Genomic DNA, 17,531 nt, shown 5'->3' on the forward strand with positions numbered 1-17,531 from the left:
CTAAACACAGGTTGTCAAACCTGACTAAAGCGCATCTACGGGGAAACTACGTAAGTATCGGCGGCCAGAGCCCTGACATGGCACTTGGATTTCGTGGGCCCCGATTACCGGGAACCTGTTGTTGCTACTCGTCGCCCCAACCATCACCGGCAGAGCCACCCTGGCTCGAGCCGCCATTATCTGCGCTGCCATAGCCCCAGCCATCCTTTGCCAGATCGCGCTCGCGTTGGGCGCTGCGCGCTTCTTCCATGGCCAGTTCACCAAATTTTGCCGCGCGCTCGGTCGCGCCTTCAGCCACTTTCGGGGCGACGTATGACACGCCAGCGGTCAACATGAGACCGATGGCAAGGCCCACAAGCATAATCGCTACAATGATAAACCGCACCATCCCGGTGAAACTGTCAACCAGATCGACAAGCACGCGCATTCTTGCTTTCCTCACAAACGCCGGCGCTTCGGTCATGCCGGCCCAATACGAGAAGGCTTGTAGCGATCACGCGTAAACGACCTGTAAAGGTGCGGGATTTTTTAGGGCAAAGCGGGTTCTGCCGGTCGGCGGCGGACTATTCCTGACCTTCCATAAGCCCATGCTTCTTGATCGCATGGCGCAGCTGGTCATAGCTAAGGCCAAGCGCTTTTGCGGTCTGGCGCTGGTTCCAGCGGTGCTTGCCAAGGCAATGCTCGAGTATGGCTCGCTCATGCTGATCGACAGCGGCCCGAAGGTCATCGACCTTTTCGAGCTGATCGCTTGGCGCTCCTTTCGTCGCGGATACAGCTCCTTCATCAGTCGCAATGGCAGCAGCAGCGCTGCCCGAACGCCGATGCGATGGCGCTACCGGTTTCCACGGGCTTTCAAACGGGTCAAACTGGACATGGGCGATCGGCGTTTCGGGGTTGTCCCAGCGATAAACCGCGCGCTCGACCACGTTTCTGAGCTCGCGCACATTGCCTGGCCAAGCGTAATTTTCGAATTGCTCCATCACATGGGTCGCAAATCCGGGCCAGCTGAACCATTCAAGCTCGGTCGCCATGCGCCGCGCAAAATACTCGGCCAGAACCGCAACATCGCCCTCACGCACCCTCAATGGGGGCAAGGTTATGACTTCAAAGCTCAGCCGGTCGAGAAGGTCAGCGCGAAATTCGCCGCTTTCGGCCAGCGCAGGCAAGTCATCATTGGTCGCCGCCACAATGCGGACATCGACCCTGACCGGGCGCGAGGACCCGATGCGGGTGACCTCGCCATACTCGACCGCCCGCAATAGCCTTTCTTGCGCGCCCATGGAAAGCGTGCCCAGTTCATCAAGAAAAAGCGTGCCTTTGTCCGCCTCCTCAAACCGGCCGACGCGAGCCTTCGTTGCGCCGGTAAATGCGCCTGCTTCATGGCCGAAAAGCTCTGCCTCGATCAGAGTTTCGGGAAGAGCGGCGCAGTTCATCGTGACCAGCGGCTCATCCCAGCGGTTGGACAGGCGGTGAAGACGTTCGGCGATCAGCTCTTTACCGGTTCCGCGCTCGCCGATCACAAGGACCGGGCGGCTCATGGGCGCTGCGCGGCTGGCCCGCTCGACCGCGTCGAGGAAGGCGCCTGATTGGCCGATAAACTGGTTGTCGCGCTCCACTTGCTTCCTCTTGCAAAAGCAGCCCCTTGGGCCAATCGCCCAACATATAGGAATTTTTCCCAATGCTTGGCAACACGCACCATGTGTAGAATCGTGGAATTTTCAAAAACCCCATATTTTTCATTGCGTTACAAAGTTTGGCACGCTGCCTGCAGAGTAGCTGGCAACACTGAAACACACCTACGGGGATAGACAAATGTACAACAAAGCCTTCTTCCGCACCAAACTTGGTCAAGCCTCTCTTGCCAGCATTGTCGCAATGACTGCGATGGTTGCTTTGACCACCCAGATGAACATTGTCACAGGCGATGCGAACTTCGCCCAACCCTCTGCAACCTCTGCTGCATTCATCGAGATGGCCTGAGGCCAGCTTAGTGACCAAGCGAGATAATCTTCCTTTTGGACCGGAGCGCGCCGCTTCCCCAACCGGTACTGACGGTAAGCCCACGCCTCCCCAAGCGATGGCCGCCGATATGAGCCTTGATGACGTATTGTCCCCTGAATGCGCCAACACACTTGGTTCTGACAAAAGCGCTCCGGTCCGCCCCAAGGAAGAGCCAAAGGAAGAGGACGCCGAGTTCATCCCGATCCTTGGAAAGAAGCTTTCTCGCCTGGACGCCGAAATCGAAGCCTTGCGTCAAAGCCCCACTCCGACGCAAAGTCAGCGCGAGAGGCATGACGAATACGACTCGGACATGCAGAGCAGAGCAAACACATTCCTTGATGGAGCAGCCTTTATGGGCATTTTCAGCCGCACCCGCGATATTATCGCTGCGAACTTCACCGACATGCTGGACAAGGCGGACGACCCGCAAAAAATGATCCGCATGATCATCCTCGAAATGGAGGAGACGCTGGTTGAAGTCCGCGCGAGTGCAGCGCGTACAATCGCAGACCAGAAAGAAATGCACCGCCATGTGGTAAAACTCGACCGGCTCCAGGCCGATTGGGCGGACAAGGCCCAGCTTGCGCTGTCGAAAGATCGCGAAGATCTGGCGCGCGCGGCTCTTGTCGAGAAAAAGAAGGCGGTCAGCACTGCCGACCAGCTTAAAGAAGAGATCGCGGTGCTCGACGATGCGCTGCGGGCGTATGAACAGGATATTCAAAAGCTGCAGCATCGCCTTCGCGAAGCGCGCAGCCGCCAGACACAAATCGCAGCGCGCCTCGAAAGCGCCGAGAACCGTGTGAAGCTGCGCAGCTTGATGAGCACCGAGCGCACGGACGAAGCTTTGAGCAAGTTCGACCAGCTCGAACGCCGCGTCGATTACGCCGAAGGGCGCGCCGATGCGATTGCGATTGGCAATGAAGGTCCGCCTTCGCTGTCAGACGAGATTGCCGCTCTCGAAGGCCAGGACGCCATCGACGATGAGCTTGCAGAAATGAAGAAACTGCTCGGCAAGCCCGACGCAAAAGATTGATAGAGACGAAAGGGAACGACAATGCCTGGTGAAGTAGTCATGCTGCTCCTTGTTCTGTTTGTAGGCCTGCCATGGCTGATCCTGCATTACACGACCAAGTGGAAAACCGCCGCGACCATCACTTCGGATGACGAAGTGCTTCTGGAAGAGCTCTATAACCTCGCCAAGCGGCTTGATGAGCGGATGGACACCGTTGAGCGCCTGGTGGCGCACGACGACCCTTCCTTCAATCCGGTCAAGCGCCTTCAGGCCGACCAGGAAACCGACAACCAGCAATTGCGCGAGCTTGAACAGCTTATCGCAGAGAAAAAAGGAACAGGCGCATGAACAGCCGCACCACGCTTTACCGCGACAAGCACAACGCGAAGATACTTGGCGTCTGCTCCGGGATAGCCGACTACACGGGCGTCAATGTCTTCTGGGTGCGTCTGGCCGCCTTCTTTTCGATCTTCCTGACACAGGGTTTGTCGCTTCTTGGCTATTTCGTCGCTGGCTTTGCGCTTCAGAAAAAGCCGCCGCATCTCTACACTGACAGCCAGGAAGAGAAGTACTGGCAGCGCGTTCGTCAGAGCCCGCAGCGCACGGCCCGCGAAATCCGTTCACGCTTTCGCGATATCGACCGCCGCCTGGCCGATGTGGAAACCTACTACGTCAGCAACAATCCGCGGCTAACCGCCGAAATCGAAGAGCTGCGCTAAGCCAGGCTTTCATAAGAGGGACCGATACGTCATGCCTTTAGAGGAAATGTTCCTGAACGCGCTGCTGGTGGTGCTGGCCTTTTCGGGGATCATGGGATTGACCAGCATGTTTCTTTCCCATCGCCGAAGCATGGCCGAAATCAAATATGGAAAGTCCGACCGCGAGGTGGCTTTGACCGAAGAAAATGGCGAGCTGCGCGAAACGGTCAGCCTGATGCAGGACCGCCTCGCCGTGCTTGAACAAATCGCAACCGACCCTGCCCGCCGCACTGCGGACGAGATCGAGAAACTACGCTGAGCCGCCAACCGGCGACAATTAAGAGGGACGACGACAGATGGAACCGGGACAACTTGCTTTATTGATACCTATCATCGGCGTGATGATCCCGATCGTCGCCATTTGGGCAAAGCACCAACAGAAAATGGCGGAAATCCAGTCCGAGACGACGGCTGATGCAACCGCTGAAAAAGCGGCGCAATATGCAGCGCAAGTCGCCAAGCTCGAAGACCGCGTCCAGGTGCTTGAACGCATTGTGACAGATCGCGGCTACGACATTGCGACCCAGATCGAGGCCCTGCGTGATACCCGCGAAGTCGAGAACGACAGCGCCATTACAAGTGATTTGGGCGTCCCCCTCAACATTGGAAACAAGGAAAAAGCATAATGGATTGGGGCGGCCCTTCTTTTGTGATTGCCATCATAGCGGTGAGCTATGGCGCCTGGATCATCAACAACTGGATCCGCGCAAAGCACGGCTATGAGCTCGAAGACGAGTGGGGCGGGAAATCCATGCCCACGAACGCTTCCAAAGCCAACGAAGCGGAGACCGCTCGGCTGAAGGCTGAAAACCGCGAGCTCAATGACAAGCTTGATACGATGCAGGATCGCATGATCGTGCTGGAAAAAATCGTGACCGATCGCGGTTATTCATTGTCGGAAGAGATCGAGGCGCTGAGAGACAAGCCGGTGCGTGATGTGCCTTCGCCAAAATCTGACGCCGGCGTTCCGCTTAACCTTGGCCAGAAGGAAAAAGGCTGATGGAAGACTTCCTCGAAGCGATGGTCGTGATCGTCCCGCTGCTTACACTGATCGGTCTTCCGACCTATCTGGTACGGCGCAAAATCAACGCTCTTAAGCAAGAGCTCGCCGAAGAGCGCGGCCAGAATACGACCGCCCAGATCGCGACTGAAAAATCCGCATTGGAAGAACGTGTCCGCGTCCTTGAACGCATCGTCACCTCGCGCGGCTACACCATCGCAGAAGAGATCGAAGAACTTCGCCAGGCGCCAGATCACTCTGACGCCGGCATCCCCCTGAACCTCAAATCGAAGGAAGCCCACTCATGAGCGTCGATGCTGCCGCTGTTATTGTCCCCAATCTGCCATGGATTATTGGCGGGGGTCTGGCTCTGGGTGCAGCCGGTATCGCTGGCTGGATCCACACGACCCGCCTGCGGATCAAGCATGGCTACCCGCTTGAGGGTGCTTGGGGTCAATCCTTAAAGCCTGCGACCGATCACGAAGCGAAGCAGCGCGTGACCTTGCTGACGCAGGAAAACGCCGAACTTCGTGCAGAGCTTGGCGCGGTGAAAGACCGGCTCGCCAATATCGAACGGATCGTGACCGACGGCAGCTATCAGCTTTCAAGCGAAATCGATGGATTGCGCGCGCTGGAAAATCAGAAAGATGCTGGAACCGCCTAATGGATAGCGATTTTCTCATAATTGCCATCATGGTGGTTACGATCATTGCGACCGTCGGCCTGACCGTGAACGGCATAATCTCCAAGGCCACCGCCTATTATCTTGAAAAAGATGCGCGGGCCCGGGGGTCTGATGCCAGCAATTCCAATTCGCAGCAGCTTGCAGAGCGCACAGAGATGATCGAGGAACGCCTCGCTGTGCTCGAAAGGCTTGCGACAGATCGCGGCACGCTGCTGTCCGACGAGATTGAGGCATTGCGTCTGGATGTAAGCGCCCGCCGCGAGAAGGAGAACGGCTGATGTTTGGAGCCGACACCGCTCTTGTTTTTGATGCATTGCAAATGTCGGCTGTGATCGCTGCGGTAACGGGCGGCGCGGTTTATGCCGCGATGCGTTTGCGCCGCAAATCGAAGAACCGGCGCGCAGTCGATCAAGTGGCCGGTTCGGACCTTGAAGAGCGCGTGCGCGTGCTTGAACGGATCGCAACCGATCGCTCCATTGATCTGGCCGAAGAGATCGAGGCGCTGCGCGGACCACAATCGCCAGACCGGATGAAGGCCGGGGAGGCTGCACAATGAGCGGTTGGGCTATTGTTGCGATTATAGCGATCGTTGTCTGGGGCATCGTTCAGATGGCCAAAGCCAAGGCAGGCATCATCTCCGATGAAGACGGCAACGAGACATTCATCGGGCGCGACGACGCGGTTTCCAAAGCGGAAAACGAAGAGATGCGCCGCGAAATGAAGCAATTGCGCGAACGGCTCCAGGTGCTCGAGCGGATTGCAACCGATAACAATTCTATGGACGCGCGCGAGCGGGCCCGTATCTCGGCCGAGATCGAGGCTCTTCGCGGATCAGAAGATACCACTTCGGACAACGGGATCCCCCTCCCGAAGCCCGCAAGTAAGAAGGAGCAGAGTCAATGATTATGGACCCCACTCTTGTTATCACCGCTGCTTGTCTTGTCGGGATTTGCGTGGTCGCCTTTGCCCTTTTGCGCGCGTGGCAGGGCTGGCTCGAACTGAAGCGCCAGGAGCTTGAACGCGCCTCGCACACAATCACATCCGCGCCAGAGATCGAAGGCGGCGCATCGGCGGGTGCTGCCCGGATCGAGCTTGCCGATATGAAAGAGCGGATCAAGAAACTCGAAGCTATTGCAAGCGGTGTCGAGCTTTAAGGCAGGACCTTCGCTTTAATCGCTTTCCCTTCGCACTTCGCATCCCTAAATGCGCGTACATGCGAACTCTTGATGACATTTATGAAGAATATGACTTTCTCGAAGGGGATGAGCGTTACTCATTGCTGATCGAGCTCGGCCGTGAGCTTGAAGCCATGCCCGATGCCCTCAAAACCGATGCGACATTGGTGCGCGGGTGCTCGGCAGCGGTTTGGGTCTATCCCACCGATACGGCTGGAAAAGGCGCGCTCCATTTCCTCGCAGACAGCAACGCAGCGATCACCAAAGGCATTGTCGCTCTTGTCATTGCCGCTGTTCAGGACAAACCCGCCGAAGAAGTCGCGAAGATGGATGTGATGGCGGCGCTCGGCCCCTTTGACCTCAAAAACCAGTTGTCGAGCAATCGCACACAAGGCGTCCCCAATATGATCGCTCTGGTGAAAGAGCACGCCGCCCGGCTTGCTGCTGCAGGATAGGGCGCTTGCGGGGGTTCTACCTCGCTTGCGGGATCGCCTGCGTCATATTGGGCGCGGTTGGCGCTGTCCTTCCGCTTTTGCCCACTGTCCCGTTCCTCCTGCTCGCAGCCTATTGTTTTGCGCGCAGCAATGAAGAATGGGAGCGCAAGATCATCGAGCACCCCAGATGGGGGCCGCAAATCATGGATTGGCGTGAACGACGCGCGATCTCGCGAAAAGCCAAGATCAGCGCAATCGCGACGTTAATCGCAGGCGTTGCCTTCACCTATTTCACAATTGGCGAGCCATGGGTTTGGTTTTCGCTAGGCGCTCTGGTCATCATCGGCGGCTGGATCTCAACGCGCGCTGAGTAGGTGAGAGGCTAAAGCTCCGCTTCAACGCTGACCTTTTGTTCCACCACTTCGGCGGCTCCTTGAGTACGGGTCATCTCGAAGACGCCTGACCACGTCCCAATATTCCATACCCCGCTGATGACTTGACCATCGCCGCTCATCGTCCCGCGATATTGCACCGTTGACTGGTAAGAATGGTCGACTGCCTCGTAATCCTTTGAGAAACTGACGCGATACCCCTGTCTTGATCCGTGAATGATCGCCTGCATAGTCCTGTTTCCGATCCGGTGAGGCTCGATCACTGTTCCCGAAAATAGGCCGCTGGTCTCATTAATCGTTGCCAGAAACGGTGTCTTGGGTCCGCCGCGAACTTCTGTGTAGGAAAACGTCCCATCCCAAGTGCCAGTCAGGTCCAGAGTATCATCGGTCATTGGCGGGAAAGGGCTGTCCGGGGGTCAATTCAGGGTTGTAATCCGGTTGGCCGCATCCTCGCGCGCGCTGGCGCTATCGCGCACCACCGCAACGCCTGCCTTGGCCTGCTTTTTCAGTTCCGCCTTAAGCTTGGCCGGATCGCGGGCAATGACGAAGCCGAAGCTCACGCCGCCCTCTTTACCGATGGTCGCATGGTGGAGCTTGTGGGCCTGCACCAAACGCTTGGCATAGCCTTTCTTGGGTACCCATTTGAAAAAGCGTTGGTGGACAAGGCCATCGTGCACAATCGCATAGATGACACCATACAGGTTCACGCCAAGCGCCGCCCACCACAGCCACTCCCAATAGAGCGAGCCGAAGATGTACATGCACGCGTTGATCGTGCCGAAAACGGTGGCGTAAAGGTCGTTCTTTTCAAAGGTGTTGGTGTGCGGTTCGTGATGGTCGCGGTGCCATCCCCAGCCCCATCCGTGCATGATATATTTGTGCGCCCACCACGCGAAAAACTCCATAAAGACGAGCGCGCCAAGCGTTACTGCGATGGCTTCGAGCCAAGTCATGCTGAGGCTTGCTCCTTTACAGCCTTGTTGTCGGGCATATTTCCAATCCCGGCCTTGCGCGCCGCCGGAAGCGCCCACCACGGCACATCGGGCCTGCGGTGATGTTCCAGATGATAGCCGAAATGAAAACAGGTGGCGAGGCTTGCCAGAGTGCCAAAACCATCACTTCGCGCATTGTGATCGTCGGCGAAGGATTTCCCGTCAATTTGGGCGTGCGGCCGATAGGTGCCAAAGTAGAACAGCTGCAAGGATGAAAGCAGCGCTGGCACCCCGTAAAGCAGCACGATCTGAACCATCGGAATGCCGATCACGAGCCAGTAAATCCCCACAACCGTGTGCACGAACAAGAGCGACTGCCAGCCGAAATAGCGCTTGAAGAAAGTCCAATACCATTTCGCAAAGTGCGCAGGGTTGTCTTCGTCAAAATCGGGATCACCCGCATGACCCGCAAGCCGGTGGTGCGTGTGATGCGCATCGCGCAAATTTGTCCACCCGAACCCTGCGTAAAGGAACAGGAGCACCGTCGCGATTGCTCCGCCAAGCTTGGGGCGCGAGGGCACAAGCGTTCCGTGCATCGCGTCATGGCATACGATAAAGACACCGACCGACAGCCAGCATTGGATAATCGCCATACCAATCGCAAAGGGCAGGTTTTGCCAGCTTAGCTCAAACACGAACATCGCATAGGCGTGGAGACCCAGCCATCCGCCTGCGATCAGCGCGGCAAGCGCCAATCCCACAAAACCTTGGACGGTCTGCGAGGGCAGAGAAAGGGATGCGGGCGTCATGCCGGAAGGTACGCTGGGCGAGAGCATTTGGCTTCGTATAGGCGCATGGGCCCGTCCGCGCAAAGCCGAAGATCAATCAATCTTCGGCGAAAAAGAACTCGCGCAGATGTTCGCCGATGCGCGCGGGGCGCAGTGTTTCGGCATCGATACAGCACCAGCTCGATTGCACTTCGGCCAGCACATCTTCGCCCCGGCTGATCACCGTGCGGTAAAATGCCCGAGCGCCGTTGTAACGTTCCAGCACCGTTTGCGCGATGACGGCATCGTCAAGGAACGCCGGTTTGCGGTAGGTAATCTCATGCTTCAACGCGACCCAGGCCTTGGCAGCGACCTCTTCAGCAGGCGCAACTTTTTGCCAATGCGCCAGCACCGCATCCTGCACCCAATTGAGGTAACGCGCATTGTTCACATGCCCCATGAAGTCGATGTCTTCGGGAAGAACTTTGATCGGAAACTGGAACGGGGTTGCTGACATTATTGTCAGTTAGCACAGCCTTGTGAAATTTCCAGCGCAATTGTGCTCGCAACTGCACCTAATCTTGCAAGTGTGGTCTTATGGCGGCTATCGGCTGGGACAAAGAGAAACAAGAGATCCCCTTCGATGTCCAGCACCCCTCGCACTCTGTATCAGAAAATCTGGGACGACCATGTGGTCGAAACCCGCGATGATGGCACAGCGATCATCTATATCGACCGGCATCTGGTCCATGAAGTGACCAGCCCGCAGGCGTTCGAGGCGCTGCGTCTGGCAGGACGCCCGGTGCGCCGTCCAGAACTGACTTTGGCGGTGCCTGACCACAATTTGCCAACTACCGCGCGCCGCGATGCGTCTGGGGGCAAAATTCCGATTGCCGACCCGCAAAGCGCCGCGCAACTGGCCGCGCTCGAAAAGAACGCGCCCGAATTTAGTATCCGCTACATTGGTGATGCGGATGCGGAACAAGGCATTGTCCATGTGGTCGGCCCAGAGCAAGGCTTCTCGCTTCCGGGCACCACCATTGTCTGCGGCGATTCCCACACCGCCTCGCACGGCGGCCTGGGTGCGCTGGCATTCGGCATTGGGACAAGCGAAGTTGAGCACGTGCTCGCCACGCAAACGCTGCTCCTCCAGCAATCCAAGTCGATGGAAGTGCGGGTCACAGGCAATGTCGGCCCGGGCGTCACGGCCAAGGACGTCGTCATGCACATCATCGGTGTAATTGGAGCGGCTGGCGGCACAGGCCATGTCATCGAATATCGCGGCGACGTGTTCGAAGCGATGACCGTCGAAGAGCGGCTGACCGTCTGCAATATGAGCATCGAAGGCGGCGCGCGCGCTGGGCTGATTGCGCCTGATGAAACCACCTTTGCGTACCTCAAAGGCCGCCCGATGGCGCCCAAGGGTGAGGCGTGGGATGCAGCGCTTGCCTATTGGAAGACATTGCACACAGATGAAGGCGCTGTGTTCGACAAATCGGTCGAGATCAACGCTGCCGACATCGCGCCAAGCGTCACCTGGGGCACCAGCCCCGAGGACGTTTTGCCCATCACTGGCGTGGTGCCAGCGCCGGACAGTTTTGCTGACGCAAACAAACAGGCAGCGGCGGCCAAAAGCCTTGAGTACATGGGGCTAACCCCCGGCACGCCTCTCACCGACATTCCGGTTGAGAACATCTTTATCGGGTCATGCACCAACAGCCGGATCGAAGACCTTCGCGCCGCTGCTGAAGTGCTTAAAGGCAAGCGCAAGGCCGACAATGTGCGCTGGGCGATTGTGGTCCCCGGCTCTGGCCTTGTGAAAGCCATGGCGGAGGATGAAGGGCTCGATAAGATCTTCATCGAAGCAGGCTTTGAATGGCGCGAGCCGGGCTGCTCGGCGTGTCTCGGCATGAATCCCGACAAAGTACCCGCCGGCGAGCGCTGCGCCTCGACCAGCAACCGCAACTTCGTAGGCCGCCAAGGCCCGGGAGCACGCACCCACCTCCTCTCCCCCGCGATGGCCGCAGCAGCAGCGGTCAAAGGACGGCTAGCGGATGTGAGGGAGATATAGGCATGACCGGGACATGCCACTGCGGCGCTGTCCGCGTGACTGTGCCCCAACGGCCTCCTTATGTGAACTTTTGCGACTGCTCTTTATGCGCCAAATCCGGCGGCGTTTGGGGCTATTACCAGGAGAGTGAACTAAGCCTCGAGGGCGAGACCGAAAGCTACCGCCGCGCCGATTATGAAAAGCCCGCGGTCGAAATGCACTTCTGCCCAAGTTGCGGGACGACAACCCACTGGGTGACGACCGAGCATTTTGATGGGAAACATGCAGGCGTAAACATGCGCATTTTCGAACCAGCTCAAATCGAAGGTGTGGAAGCTCGCTTCCCGGATGGCCGCAATTGGTTTGGCGAAACAACGCCCGCACAGCGCCGTCCATCTGGGAAACTGGGCTTAGACGCATTTCTCTAACCGATGCTCTCTTGCAAACGACTCAAGGGCGGCTCATGTGAGTATTATGACAGACAAAACCCCACACCCCGAAAACACCGATGCGAAGCCCGAAGAGGGTAAATCCTCAAACGGTCGCAAAGCCGCTATCGGCGCTGCTGCCACTATCGGTTCTGCTGCGATTGCGGCGGCGCTGCTTTACGCTGGCAAGCGGTTTATGAATAAGCCCAAGGATAGTGCGATTGGCGATGGCCAAGCCGACACCGCGCCTTCCGGCGAGCCGCCCGAAACCGACTGACCGGCGCAAAGGACTATGCCCATGCAGCCCCTCTCGAAGGTCGAAGGCCGCGCCATCCCTTTTGGCGCGAAGAATGTCGATACCGACATCATCATCCCTGCCAAATGGCTTAAAACCATCACCCGCGAAGGGCTCGGCCAAGGGGCTTTCGAGACCATCCGTCAGGACCCCGACAACGTTTTCGACGCAGCTGAGAACAAGGGTGCGCCCATCCTTATCGCAGGCGATAACTTCGGCTGCGGGTCAAGCCGCGAGCACGCCGCCTGGGCCATTGGCGACCTTGGCATTCGCGCGGTGATTGCGCCCAGCTATTCCGACATCTTCTCTGGCAATGCGGTCAAAAACGGCATCCTGCCCGTGGTCCTGCCTCAAGAAGCCGTGGACCGCCTGATGGAAGTCGCTCGTGGCGGGGATGAGATCCATATCGACCTCGAAGCGCAGACTGTGACAACCCAGTTCCAAGACCGCTTCACCTTTGAAATCGATCCGTTCCGCAAACACTGCCTGCTTGGCGGGCTGGACGAGGTTTCGCTGACGCTTGAAAGCAGTGCATCCATCGGCACCTATGAAGAGCGACGCACCAACACACAAAACTGGGTCATGGCGGGTACCAACGCCGCCTGAACCGACACGCATCAGGGAGAGAACACCAAATGAAAGCCATCCAGACCCATGAAGTGGGCGGACCGGAAACGCTGAAGCTCGACGAAATCGACGCACCCACCCCGGGCAAAGGCGAAGTGCTGGTCGATGTGAAGGCCTGCGCGATCAACTATCCCGACACTTTGATGATCCGCGACCTTTATCAGTTTAAGCCCGAGCGCCCCTATTCCCCCGGCGGCGAAATCGCTGGCGTGGTGGAAAGCGTTGGCGAAGGCGTGACCAGCTGCAAGCCGGGCGACCGCGTGATCGGAATGCTCGGCAATGGGGGCCTTCGCGAAAAAGCGATTGTGCCCGATGGCCGCTTCTTCCCCATCCCCGACGGCGTGCCATTTGAGAAAGCCGCATCGCTGCTCATGACCTACGGCACGACCATCCACGGTTTCAAAGACCGCGGTCACATCAAGGAAGGCGACGTTGTCCTCATCCTTGGTGCAGCAGGCGGCGTTGGTCTTTCTGCTGTCGAGCTTGCCAAAGCCTATGGCGCACGGGTTGTCGCCGCTGTGTCGTCCGAGGCGAAAGCTGAAGTCGCGCGCAATGCTGGCGCTGACGAGGTAGTGATCTATCCGCGCGATGAAATGGACAAGGCCGCGTCCAAAGAGCTTGCCAATGCGTTCAAGGCAGCCTGTGGCCCAACCGGCGCGAACATCGTATATGACATTGTCGGCGGCCAATATTCTGAACCAGCGCTGCGTTCTATCGCATGGGAGGGCAAGTTCTTAGTGGTCGGCTTCCCGGCTGGCATTCCCAAGCTGCCCTTGAACCTCACGCTGCTCAAATCCTGCGATGTATGCGGAGTCTTCTGGGGCGCTTTCACCGCGCGCGAGCCCGCAAAATTCGTCGAGCAGGTGAAAGAGCTTTTTGCCCTTATGAAAGAAGGCAAGATCGACCCGCTTGTCTCCGAAACCTTCCCACTTGAGCGTGCAGGCGACGCAATTGCCAAGCTTGAGGCGCGCGAGGCCGTGGGTAAGGTCGTTGTGACTATGGATTGATAGTCGGAGAGGCGCTTGCGACTAGCGCCCCTCCCCTCTATCTGGCTCAAGATTACATTTTTTCCAAAGGGACCTGCCCAATGACCGATTTTAAAGACCGTGAACGCGCCGAAGAAGCCAAATTCGCGATGGACGAAGAAACCGCCTTCAAAATCGCCGCACGCCGCAATCGGCTCCTTGGCGAATGGGCCGCTGGTGAAATGAAGCTGACCGCGGAAGAAACCGAAGCCTACAAAAAGGCAGTGGTCCAGGCAGACTTTGAAGAAGCAGGCGATGAAGATGTCATCCGCAAGCTTTTAGGCGACCTCACCGCTGCTGAAACCGACATCAGCGAGGCGGACATCCGCGCAAAGCTTGAAGAAATGGCGATCGAGGCCAAGCGCCAATATATGAGCCAGAGCTAAATCACATGCCCATGCCCGGACATGAAATCGAGGCGGCGATCAAAGCTGCCCTCCCTGGCGCTATCGTCGAGCTCACCGATCTGGCAGGCGACGATGACCATTGGGCGGCCAAGGTCACCGCGCCGCAGTTCGCTGGTAAAAACCGCGTTCAGCAGCACAAGATGGTCTATGCCGCATTCGGTGACAAAATGGGCGGCGAGCTGCACGCCTTGCAAGTCACTACCGTGGTTCCCAAATAACCAAGCGTAACACGAGATTTTTTGAAGGTTCTTTGTAATGTCTGATGCTGACAAACGTATCGCTTCTGTCGTTGGTGAGAACGATGTGGTTCTCTTCATGAAGGGAACGCCCTTGTTCCCGCAATGCGGCTTTTCCAGCCGCGCGGTCGCGATCCTCGATCATTGCGGTGTCCAGTATGAAAGCGTCGATGTGCTTCAGGACATGGAAATCCGCCAGGGCATCAAAACCTATTCGGAGTGGCCCACCATCCCGCAGCTTTACGTCAAAGGCGAGTTTGTCGGCGGCAGCGACATCATGATGGAAATGTTTGAAGCGGGCGAGCTTCAACAGATGATGGACGAAAGCGGCGTCGCAAAAATCGAAGAGTAAGATTCCTTGTTTTTACGAAAGCGGGTCCGCGCTTTCGTCCTCGGTGCTATTCCCTACAGTCGCTGCGCTCCTTGCGGGGCACCTGCGTGCGGGCGGTCGCCCTTGCGACACCTTCGGCGCCGAATTGGTAACCTCTCGCTAGGCCGCGCTCGCGGATGCGAGTGCGGAAAACAAACACCCACAAACAAAAAGCCGCCTCGCAACGGGTAAGTGCGAGGCGGCTTTTTTAAAACGGGGAGGCAACGCCCAGAGACCAGGAAGGGCTTGCCTCAATTCGAAGACCACATTCTTCACATGTAACTATGCATTCCCCGTGCCAAAAACGCAGTTTCCAGCTTTTGTGCGCATCACGATGGTTAGCCAGAAGTTAAGGCGTTCGGCACTGTAAATTTTTTCGACAGATCGCCCCCGCTCCTCCACTGCCGGATCATTGCGCTATGGGTCTTGGCAAGAGGGTGCCGAGCCTGCATCATCGCGGCGCAATGACTGACGAATCCAAATCGAACCAACCCAACACAGACGGGGCCATCCCGGCTGCCACCATCATAATCTATCGCGATTGCCCGGAAGGGGGCGAGCCGCAGGTGCTTATGACCGTGCGCTCGCGCAATATGACCTTTGCAAGCGGGATGGCTGTGTTCCCGGGAGGCCGGGTGGATGAGGCCGATTTCCAGCTGGCAGAGCAAATCCCGTTGGCGACCAGGGGGCATTTAACTCTGGACGAGGCAGCCCACCAGATTGCAGCCGTGCGTGAAACCCTTGAAGAGACGGGCCTTGCGCTTGGTCTCAAAGGTGACATCGACGCGGGCAAAGCGGCAGCGGCGCGAACCCTGCTCGACGAAAGGAAAACGCTGGCACCTGTGCTGGACGCGTTCAACTGGACGCTGGACCTTGATCAGATCGTGCCTTTTGCCAGGTGGTATCCCAAGAACGAGAATATCCCGCGGGTGTATGACACGCGCTTCTACCTTGCCAATCTGGGCACGGGGGATGTGGATGTTTCCACCGATCAGGCGGAAAACACGCGCCTGTTCTGGGTCAGCGCAAAAGGCGCGCTGGAGATGGCGGAACGCGGGGAGATCAAGCTGATCTTTCCTACCCGGCGCAATCTTGAACGGCTTGCCCTGTTTGCGAGCTTTGCAGAAGCGCGCGCACAGGCCGAGGCTATCCCTGTCAAGACAATCATCCCGCAGATCGACACCACGGGCGAGAAACCCATGCTGACAATCATGCAGGACGCAGGATACCCCGTGACAGCCGAGCTTCTAGAGACGGTGGCCCGCGCGTAAACCGGCCATGTTGTCCCAGCGTCACCTTCAGGATTTCGCCAAGCAAGGCTACCTCGTGCTTGAGAATTTCAAGCCGCGCAAAGAACTTGAAGAATTAAGGCAAGCGGCGGCCGGCATCATCGATGACTTCGATGCAGAAGGGCAAAGGTCGATCTTCACCACCAATGAAGAGACGCGCCCGCGCGATGACTATTTCCTCACCTCTGGCGATAAAGTCCGGTGCTTTTTTGAAGAAGAGGCCTTTGATGAAAATGGCCAGCTTGCTCAGGCAAAAGCGCTCTCGATCAATAAGATCGGTCATGGAATGCATGACCTTCATCCGGTGTTCGAGAGGTTCTCCCGCGATCCCAAATGCGGCGACGTTGCACGCGCATTGGGGCAGCAGGACCCGCAAATCTGGCAATCCATGTATATCTTCAAACAACCGCGTATCGGCGGCGAAGTGCATTGGCACCAGGACGCGACCTTCTTTTACACCACGCCGATTTCCGTCCTGACTTTCTGGTTCGCGATTGATGATGCAACGGTGGAGAATGGCTGTCTCTGGGTGAGCAAGGACGGCATTGATACGCCCCTTCGCCAAAGGTTCTGCCTAAGAAACGGCGAGACCGAAATGGACACCTTGTCCGATGCCCCGTGGCCCGATGATGCCTCGGCGATGCCGCTTGAGGTGAAGGCGGGCACATTGGTCCTCTTCCACGGCCTCTTGCCGCATTACAGCCCGCCCAACCGCTCCGACAGACCGCGCCACGCCTATACGCTGCATGTGACGGATGGTGCGTGCGAGTATTCGGAACTGAACTGGATCCAGCGCGGGAAAGAGCTTCCCGTGAGAGGCTTTGCCTAGCGCCTGCGCTAAGGATCAGTTGCCAGCGCCCGCCGACCATACGACCGCCGATAGTGCGAGCCAAATCGTAAACATAATCGCATAGGTCCATCGACGCGGCCACATATAGGTCACGAACATGGTGGCCGCTGCCGTCCCCACCAAGGCTGCGATCGATGCCAGCGCCTGTGCTGAAACGCCTCCGGAAAATGCAGATTGAAGCGCGATATTGGCCCATTGCGCGGGCAGCAAGGCAAGAAGCCAGTCAGGCAAGGTACCGGGCTCGAACAGGGCGGTGAGCACAATGGCGGCCTCGCCCGCAACCACACCAACTGCGACCAGCCATCCCCTCGGGGCTGCACTCAGTGCAAACAGGCTCCCGCGCGCGGCAAAGCTGATGCTGGCGGCCAGCACGGCCACCGCGAGAAAGGGCGGAAGCGCTGGTGAAAGCAAGCCGGATGCGGCGCAGACCGAGCCAAGGAAGGCCGCATTGATGCCAGCCAGAACCACACCGACCCATAAACGACCCGTCACCGCCGATCCGATCATGGCGACACCCATCATCCCCACGGCCAAGACCGGCGCGGCCGCCCCCGATAACGGCCCTGTCAGATCGGCGCGGGCCATAGTGATAATCGCGGCCAGCGGCCCTGCCACCGATATGACGAATGCCGTGAGCCAGGCAGCCACAGGCCAGACGGGAGGTTCGGGGGAGATTTCAGACTTCATCGCGCAATGACTGGCCTAAACTGGTCCCAAAGTCGAATACTCACCGCAGCCCGCATTGCGCCCACACCACGCCCACCCGCGCTTGCGTTCTACTTTAGTGGCATAGCCTCT

General features: G+C 57.9%; 32 protein-coding genes. 25 read left to right on the forward strand and 7 right to left on the reverse strand.

Annotated elements, in window-relative coordinates:
- Positions 1–124 precede the first annotated feature (124 nt).
- Both AC0V6Q_RS08825 and pspF read right to left on the reverse strand, forming a co-directional pair.
- The gene (locus tag AC0V6Q_RS08825) at positions 125–427 is read right to left on the reverse strand and encodes a hypothetical protein (protein WP_486168023.1); all 303 of its coding nucleotides are present in this window, start codon (positions 425–427) and stop codon (positions 125–127) included.
- A 136-nt stretch (positions 428–563) separates the two neighbouring features.
- The gene (pspF, locus tag AC0V6Q_RS08830) at positions 564–1,616 is read right to left on the reverse strand and encodes a phage shock protein operon transcriptional activator (RefSeq protein WP_486168024.1); all 1,053 of its coding nucleotides are present in this window, start codon (positions 1,614–1,616) and stop codon (positions 564–566) included.
- A 196-nt stretch (positions 1,617–1,812) separates the two neighbouring features.
- Between pspF and AC0V6Q_RS08835 the strand changes: the two genes are divergently transcribed.
- From AC0V6Q_RS08835 to AC0V6Q_RS08905, 15 genes are read left to right on the forward strand one after another with little or no spacing between them, the layout of a single operon-like run.
- Positions 1,813–1,980, forward strand: a complete 168-nt coding sequence (locus tag AC0V6Q_RS08835; RefSeq protein ID WP_486168025.1) for a hypothetical protein — start codon at positions 1,813–1,815, stop codon at positions 1,978–1,980.
- Positions 1,981–1,990: 10 nt separating this feature from the next.
- Complete coding sequence (gene pspA / locus AC0V6Q_RS08840; protein ID WP_486168026.1) at positions 1,991–3,034, forward strand: phage shock protein PspA; 1,044 nt, start codon at positions 1,991–1,993, stop codon at positions 3,032–3,034.
- A 21-nt stretch (positions 3,035–3,055) separates the two neighbouring features.
- Positions 3,056–3,361 carry an envelope stress response membrane protein PspB gene (pspB, locus tag AC0V6Q_RS08845; RefSeq protein ID WP_034960790.1) on the forward strand — a complete coding sequence of 102 codons (306 nt, stop codon included), beginning with the start codon at positions 3,056–3,058 and terminating at the stop codon, positions 3,359–3,361.
- Positions 3,358–3,732, forward strand: a complete 375-nt coding sequence (gene pspC, locus AC0V6Q_RS08850; RefSeq protein ID WP_034960793.1) for an envelope stress response membrane protein PspC — start codon at positions 3,358–3,360, stop codon at positions 3,730–3,732. The genes pspB and pspC overlap by 4 nt, the downstream gene beginning before the upstream one ends.
- A gap of 31 nt (positions 3,733–3,763) precedes the next feature.
- Positions 3,764–4,030 (forward strand): hypothetical protein, encoded by a 267-nt coding sequence (locus tag AC0V6Q_RS08855; protein WP_206742036.1) that lies wholly within the window; start codon positions 3,764–3,766, stop codon positions 4,028–4,030.
- A gap of 37 nt (positions 4,031–4,067) precedes the next feature.
- Positions 4,068–4,397 carry a hypothetical protein gene (locus AC0V6Q_RS08860; RefSeq protein WP_486168027.1) on the forward strand — a complete coding sequence of 110 codons (330 nt, stop codon included), beginning with the start codon at positions 4,068–4,070 and terminating at the stop codon, positions 4,395–4,397.
- Positions 4,397–4,771 (forward strand): hypothetical protein, encoded by a 375-nt coding sequence (locus tag AC0V6Q_RS08865; protein ID WP_486168028.1) that lies wholly within the window; start codon positions 4,397–4,399, stop codon positions 4,769–4,771. Before AC0V6Q_RS08860 ends, AC0V6Q_RS08865 begins: the two co-directional genes overlap by 1 nt.
- Positions 4,771–5,079 carry a hypothetical protein gene (locus AC0V6Q_RS08870; RefSeq protein ID WP_486168029.1) on the forward strand — a complete coding sequence of 103 codons (309 nt, stop codon included), beginning with the start codon at positions 4,771–4,773 and terminating at the stop codon, positions 5,077–5,079. The genes AC0V6Q_RS08865 and AC0V6Q_RS08870 overlap by 1 nt, the downstream gene beginning before the upstream one ends.
- Positions 5,076–5,435 carry a hypothetical protein gene (locus AC0V6Q_RS08875; protein WP_486168030.1) on the forward strand — a complete coding sequence of 120 codons (360 nt, stop codon included), beginning with the start codon at positions 5,076–5,078 and terminating at the stop codon, positions 5,433–5,435. Before AC0V6Q_RS08870 ends, AC0V6Q_RS08875 begins: the two co-directional genes overlap by 4 nt.
- Positions 5,435–5,734, forward strand: coding sequence for a hypothetical protein (locus tag AC0V6Q_RS08880; RefSeq protein WP_486168031.1), 300 nt, complete (start codon positions 5,435–5,437; stop codon positions 5,732–5,734). Before AC0V6Q_RS08875 ends, AC0V6Q_RS08880 begins: the two co-directional genes overlap by 1 nt.
- Complete coding sequence (locus AC0V6Q_RS08885) at positions 5,734–6,012, forward strand: hypothetical protein (RefSeq protein ID WP_486168032.1); 279 nt, start codon at positions 5,734–5,736, stop codon at positions 6,010–6,012. The genes AC0V6Q_RS08880 and AC0V6Q_RS08885 overlap by 1 nt, the downstream gene beginning before the upstream one ends.
- Positions 6,009–6,359, forward strand: a complete 351-nt coding sequence (locus tag AC0V6Q_RS08890; protein ID WP_486168033.1) for a hypothetical protein — start codon at positions 6,009–6,011, stop codon at positions 6,357–6,359. Before AC0V6Q_RS08885 ends, AC0V6Q_RS08890 begins: the two co-directional genes overlap by 4 nt.
- Positions 6,359–6,610, forward strand: coding sequence for a hypothetical protein (locus AC0V6Q_RS08895; protein ID WP_486169283.1), 252 nt, complete (start codon positions 6,359–6,361; stop codon positions 6,608–6,610). The genes AC0V6Q_RS08890 and AC0V6Q_RS08895 overlap by 1 nt, the downstream gene beginning before the upstream one ends.
- 59 nt (positions 6,611–6,669) lie before the next feature.
- Positions 6,670–7,086, forward strand: a complete 417-nt coding sequence (locus tag AC0V6Q_RS08900) for a SufE family protein (RefSeq protein WP_486168034.1) — start codon at positions 6,670–6,672, stop codon at positions 7,084–7,086.
- A gap of 5 nt (positions 7,087–7,091) precedes the next feature.
- Positions 7,092–7,439, forward strand: a complete 348-nt coding sequence (locus AC0V6Q_RS08905) for a YbaN family protein (protein WP_486168035.1) — start codon at positions 7,092–7,094, stop codon at positions 7,437–7,439.
- 8 nt (positions 7,440–7,447) lie between these two features.
- On the opposite strand, the gene AC0V6Q_RS08910 is transcribed toward AC0V6Q_RS08905, so the two are convergent.
- From AC0V6Q_RS08910 to AC0V6Q_RS08925, 4 genes are read right to left on the reverse strand one after another with little or no spacing between them, the layout of a single operon-like run.
- Complete coding sequence (locus AC0V6Q_RS08910) at positions 7,448–7,849, reverse strand: hypothetical protein (protein WP_486168036.1); 402 nt, start codon at positions 7,847–7,849, stop codon at positions 7,448–7,450.
- Between the two features lie 24 nt (positions 7,850–7,873).
- Positions 7,874–8,410, reverse strand: a complete 537-nt coding sequence (locus AC0V6Q_RS08915; RefSeq protein WP_486168037.1) for a sterol desaturase family protein — start codon at positions 8,408–8,410, stop codon at positions 7,874–7,876.
- Positions 8,407–9,225, reverse strand: a complete 819-nt coding sequence (locus AC0V6Q_RS08920) for a fatty acid desaturase (RefSeq protein ID WP_486168038.1) — start codon at positions 9,223–9,225, stop codon at positions 8,407–8,409. Before AC0V6Q_RS08920 ends, AC0V6Q_RS08915 begins: the two co-directional genes overlap by 4 nt.
- Positions 9,226–9,274: 49 nt before the next feature.
- Positions 9,275–9,673 (reverse strand): acyl-CoA thioesterase, encoded by a 399-nt coding sequence (locus tag AC0V6Q_RS08925; protein WP_034960819.1) that lies wholly within the window; start codon positions 9,671–9,673, stop codon positions 9,275–9,277.
- A gap of 126 nt (positions 9,674–9,799) precedes the next feature.
- Between AC0V6Q_RS08925 and leuC the strand changes: the two genes are divergently transcribed.
- The 10 genes from leuC (at position 9,800) to AC0V6Q_RS08975 (ending at position 16,712) form a co-directional block, all read left to right on the forward strand.
- On the forward strand, positions 9,800–11,227 hold the full coding sequence (gene leuC / locus AC0V6Q_RS08930) for a 3-isopropylmalate dehydratase large subunit (protein ID WP_486168039.1): 1,428 nt from the start codon (positions 9,800–9,802) through the stop codon (positions 11,225–11,227).
- Positions 11,228–11,229: 2 nt separating this feature from the next.
- Positions 11,230–11,634, forward strand: coding sequence for a GFA family protein (locus tag AC0V6Q_RS08935; RefSeq protein WP_486168040.1), 405 nt, complete (start codon positions 11,230–11,232; stop codon positions 11,632–11,634).
- 46 nt (positions 11,635–11,680) lie between these two features.
- Positions 11,681–11,911: an isopropylmalate isomerase gene (locus tag AC0V6Q_RS08940; protein ID WP_486169284.1), complete on the forward strand. Its 231-nt coding sequence runs from the start codon at positions 11,681–11,683 to the stop codon at positions 11,909–11,911.
- Positions 11,912–11,932: 21 nt separating this feature from the next.
- Complete coding sequence (gene leuD, locus AC0V6Q_RS08945; RefSeq protein WP_486168041.1) at positions 11,933–12,535, forward strand: 3-isopropylmalate dehydratase small subunit; 603 nt, start codon at positions 11,933–11,935, stop codon at positions 12,533–12,535.
- A gap of 29 nt (positions 12,536–12,564) precedes the next feature.
- A complete protein-coding gene (locus tag AC0V6Q_RS08950) occupies positions 12,565–13,563 on the forward strand; it encodes an NADPH:quinone oxidoreductase family protein (protein WP_486168042.1) in 999 nt (332 codons plus the stop codon).
- A gap of 80 nt (positions 13,564–13,643) precedes the next feature.
- Positions 13,644–13,967 carry a DUF1476 domain-containing protein gene (locus tag AC0V6Q_RS08955; RefSeq protein ID WP_486168043.1) on the forward strand — a complete coding sequence of 108 codons (324 nt, stop codon included), beginning with the start codon at positions 13,644–13,646 and terminating at the stop codon, positions 13,965–13,967.
- A 5-nt stretch (positions 13,968–13,972) separates the two neighbouring features.
- Positions 13,973–14,206, forward strand: a complete 234-nt coding sequence (locus AC0V6Q_RS08960; RefSeq protein WP_486168044.1) for a BolA/IbaG family iron-sulfur metabolism protein — start codon at positions 13,973–13,975, stop codon at positions 14,204–14,206.
- 37 nt (positions 14,207–14,243) lie between these two features.
- Positions 14,244–14,576, forward strand: a complete 333-nt coding sequence (grxD, locus tag AC0V6Q_RS08965) for a Grx4 family monothiol glutaredoxin (RefSeq protein WP_486168045.1) — start codon at positions 14,244–14,246, stop codon at positions 14,574–14,576.
- Positions 14,577–15,058: 482 nt separating this feature from the next.
- Positions 15,059–15,865 (forward strand): NUDIX hydrolase, encoded by an 807-nt coding sequence (locus AC0V6Q_RS08970; RefSeq protein ID WP_486168046.1) that lies wholly within the window; start codon positions 15,059–15,061, stop codon positions 15,863–15,865.
- Positions 15,866–15,872: 7 nt separating this feature from the next.
- The gene (locus AC0V6Q_RS08975; RefSeq protein WP_486168047.1) at positions 15,873–16,712 is read left to right on the forward strand and encodes a phytanoyl-CoA dioxygenase family protein; all 840 of its coding nucleotides are present in this window, start codon (positions 15,873–15,875) and stop codon (positions 16,710–16,712) included.
- A gap of 15 nt (positions 16,713–16,727) precedes the next feature.
- Here the strand turns inward: AC0V6Q_RS08975 and AC0V6Q_RS08980 are convergent, their stop codons facing one another.
- Entirely contained in the window at positions 16,728–17,420 is a 693-nt protein-coding gene (locus AC0V6Q_RS08980; protein ID WP_486168048.1) for a hypothetical protein, read from the reverse strand.
- Positions 17,421–17,531 lie beyond the last annotated feature (111 nt).

It is taken from the genome of Erythrobacter sp. S227 (assembly GCF_057364925.1).

Bases quoted from the DNA above. Each gene is read 5' to 3' on its own strand.
- AC0V6Q_RS08825 (WP_486168023.1), bottom strand. From the start codon at position 427: ATGCGCGTGCTTGTCGATCTGGTTGACAGTTTCACCGGGATGGTGCGG.
- AC0V6Q_RS08835 (WP_486168025.1), top strand. From the start codon at position 1,813: ATGTACAACAAAGCCTTCTTCCGCACCAAACTTGGTCAAGCCTCTCTT.
- pspB (WP_034960790.1), top strand. From the start codon at position 3,056: ATGCCTGGTGAAGTAGTCATGCTGCTCCTTGTTCTGTTTGTAGGCCTG.
- pspC (WP_034960793.1), top strand. From the start codon at position 3,358: ATGAACAGCCGCACCACGCTTTACCGCGACAAGCACAACGCGAAGATA.
- AC0V6Q_RS08855 (WP_206742036.1), top strand. From the start codon at position 3,764: ATGCCTTTAGAGGAAATGTTCCTGAACGCGCTGCTGGTGGTGCTGGCC.
- AC0V6Q_RS08860 (WP_486168027.1), top strand. From the start codon at position 4,068: ATGGAACCGGGACAACTTGCTTTATTGATACCTATCATCGGCGTGATG.
- AC0V6Q_RS08865 (WP_486168028.1), top strand. From the start codon at position 4,397: ATGGATTGGGGCGGCCCTTCTTTTGTGATTGCCATCATAGCGGTGAGC.
- AC0V6Q_RS08870 (WP_486168029.1), top strand. From the start codon at position 4,771: ATGGAAGACTTCCTCGAAGCGATGGTCGTGATCGTCCCGCTGCTTACA.
- AC0V6Q_RS08875 (WP_486168030.1), top strand. From the start codon at position 5,076: ATGAGCGTCGATGCTGCCGCTGTTATTGTCCCCAATCTGCCATGGATT.
- AC0V6Q_RS08880 (WP_486168031.1), top strand. From the start codon at position 5,435: ATGGATAGCGATTTTCTCATAATTGCCATCATGGTGGTTACGATCATT.
- AC0V6Q_RS08885 (WP_486168032.1), top strand. From the start codon at position 5,734: ATGTTTGGAGCCGACACCGCTCTTGTTTTTGATGCATTGCAAATGTCG.
- AC0V6Q_RS08890 (WP_486168033.1), top strand. From the start codon at position 6,009: ATGAGCGGTTGGGCTATTGTTGCGATTATAGCGATCGTTGTCTGGGGC.
- AC0V6Q_RS08900 (WP_486168034.1), top strand. From the start codon at position 6,670: ATGCGAACTCTTGATGACATTTATGAAGAATATGACTTTCTCGAAGGG.
- AC0V6Q_RS08910 (WP_486168036.1), bottom strand. From the start codon at position 7,849: ATGACCGATGATACTCTGGACCTGACTGGCACTTGGGATGGGACGTTT.
- AC0V6Q_RS08915 (WP_486168037.1), bottom strand. From the start codon at position 8,410: ATGACTTGGCTCGAAGCCATCGCAGTAACGCTTGGCGCGCTCGTCTTT.
- AC0V6Q_RS08920 (WP_486168038.1), bottom strand. From the start codon at position 9,225: ATGCTCTCGCCCAGCGTACCTTCCGGCATGACGCCCGCATCCCTTTCT.
- AC0V6Q_RS08925 (WP_034960819.1), bottom strand. From the start codon at position 9,673: ATGTCAGCAACCCCGTTCCAGTTTCCGATCAAAGTTCTTCCCGAAGAC.
- leuC (WP_486168039.1), top strand. From the start codon at position 9,800: ATGTCCAGCACCCCTCGCACTCTGTATCAGAAAATCTGGGACGACCAT.
- AC0V6Q_RS08935 (WP_486168040.1), top strand. From the start codon at position 11,230: ATGACCGGGACATGCCACTGCGGCGCTGTCCGCGTGACTGTGCCCCAA.
- AC0V6Q_RS08940 (WP_486169284.1), top strand. From the start codon at position 11,681: ATGACAGACAAAACCCCACACCCCGAAAACACCGATGCGAAGCCCGAA.
- leuD (WP_486168041.1), top strand. From the start codon at position 11,933: ATGCAGCCCCTCTCGAAGGTCGAAGGCCGCGCCATCCCTTTTGGCGCG.
- AC0V6Q_RS08950 (WP_486168042.1), top strand. From the start codon at position 12,565: ATGAAAGCCATCCAGACCCATGAAGTGGGCGGACCGGAAACGCTGAAG.
- AC0V6Q_RS08955 (WP_486168043.1), top strand. From the start codon at position 13,644: ATGACCGATTTTAAAGACCGTGAACGCGCCGAAGAAGCCAAATTCGCG.
- AC0V6Q_RS08960 (WP_486168044.1), top strand. From the start codon at position 13,973: ATGCCCATGCCCGGACATGAAATCGAGGCGGCGATCAAAGCTGCCCTC.
- grxD (WP_486168045.1), top strand. From the start codon at position 14,244: ATGTCTGATGCTGACAAACGTATCGCTTCTGTCGTTGGTGAGAACGAT.
- AC0V6Q_RS08970 (WP_486168046.1), top strand. From the start codon at position 15,059: ATGACTGACGAATCCAAATCGAACCAACCCAACACAGACGGGGCCATC.
- AC0V6Q_RS08975 (WP_486168047.1), top strand. From the start codon at position 15,873: ATGTTGTCCCAGCGTCACCTTCAGGATTTCGCCAAGCAAGGCTACCTC.
- AC0V6Q_RS08980 (WP_486168048.1), bottom strand. From the start codon at position 17,420: ATGAAGTCTGAAATCTCCCCCGAACCTCCCGTCTGGCCTGTGGCTGCC.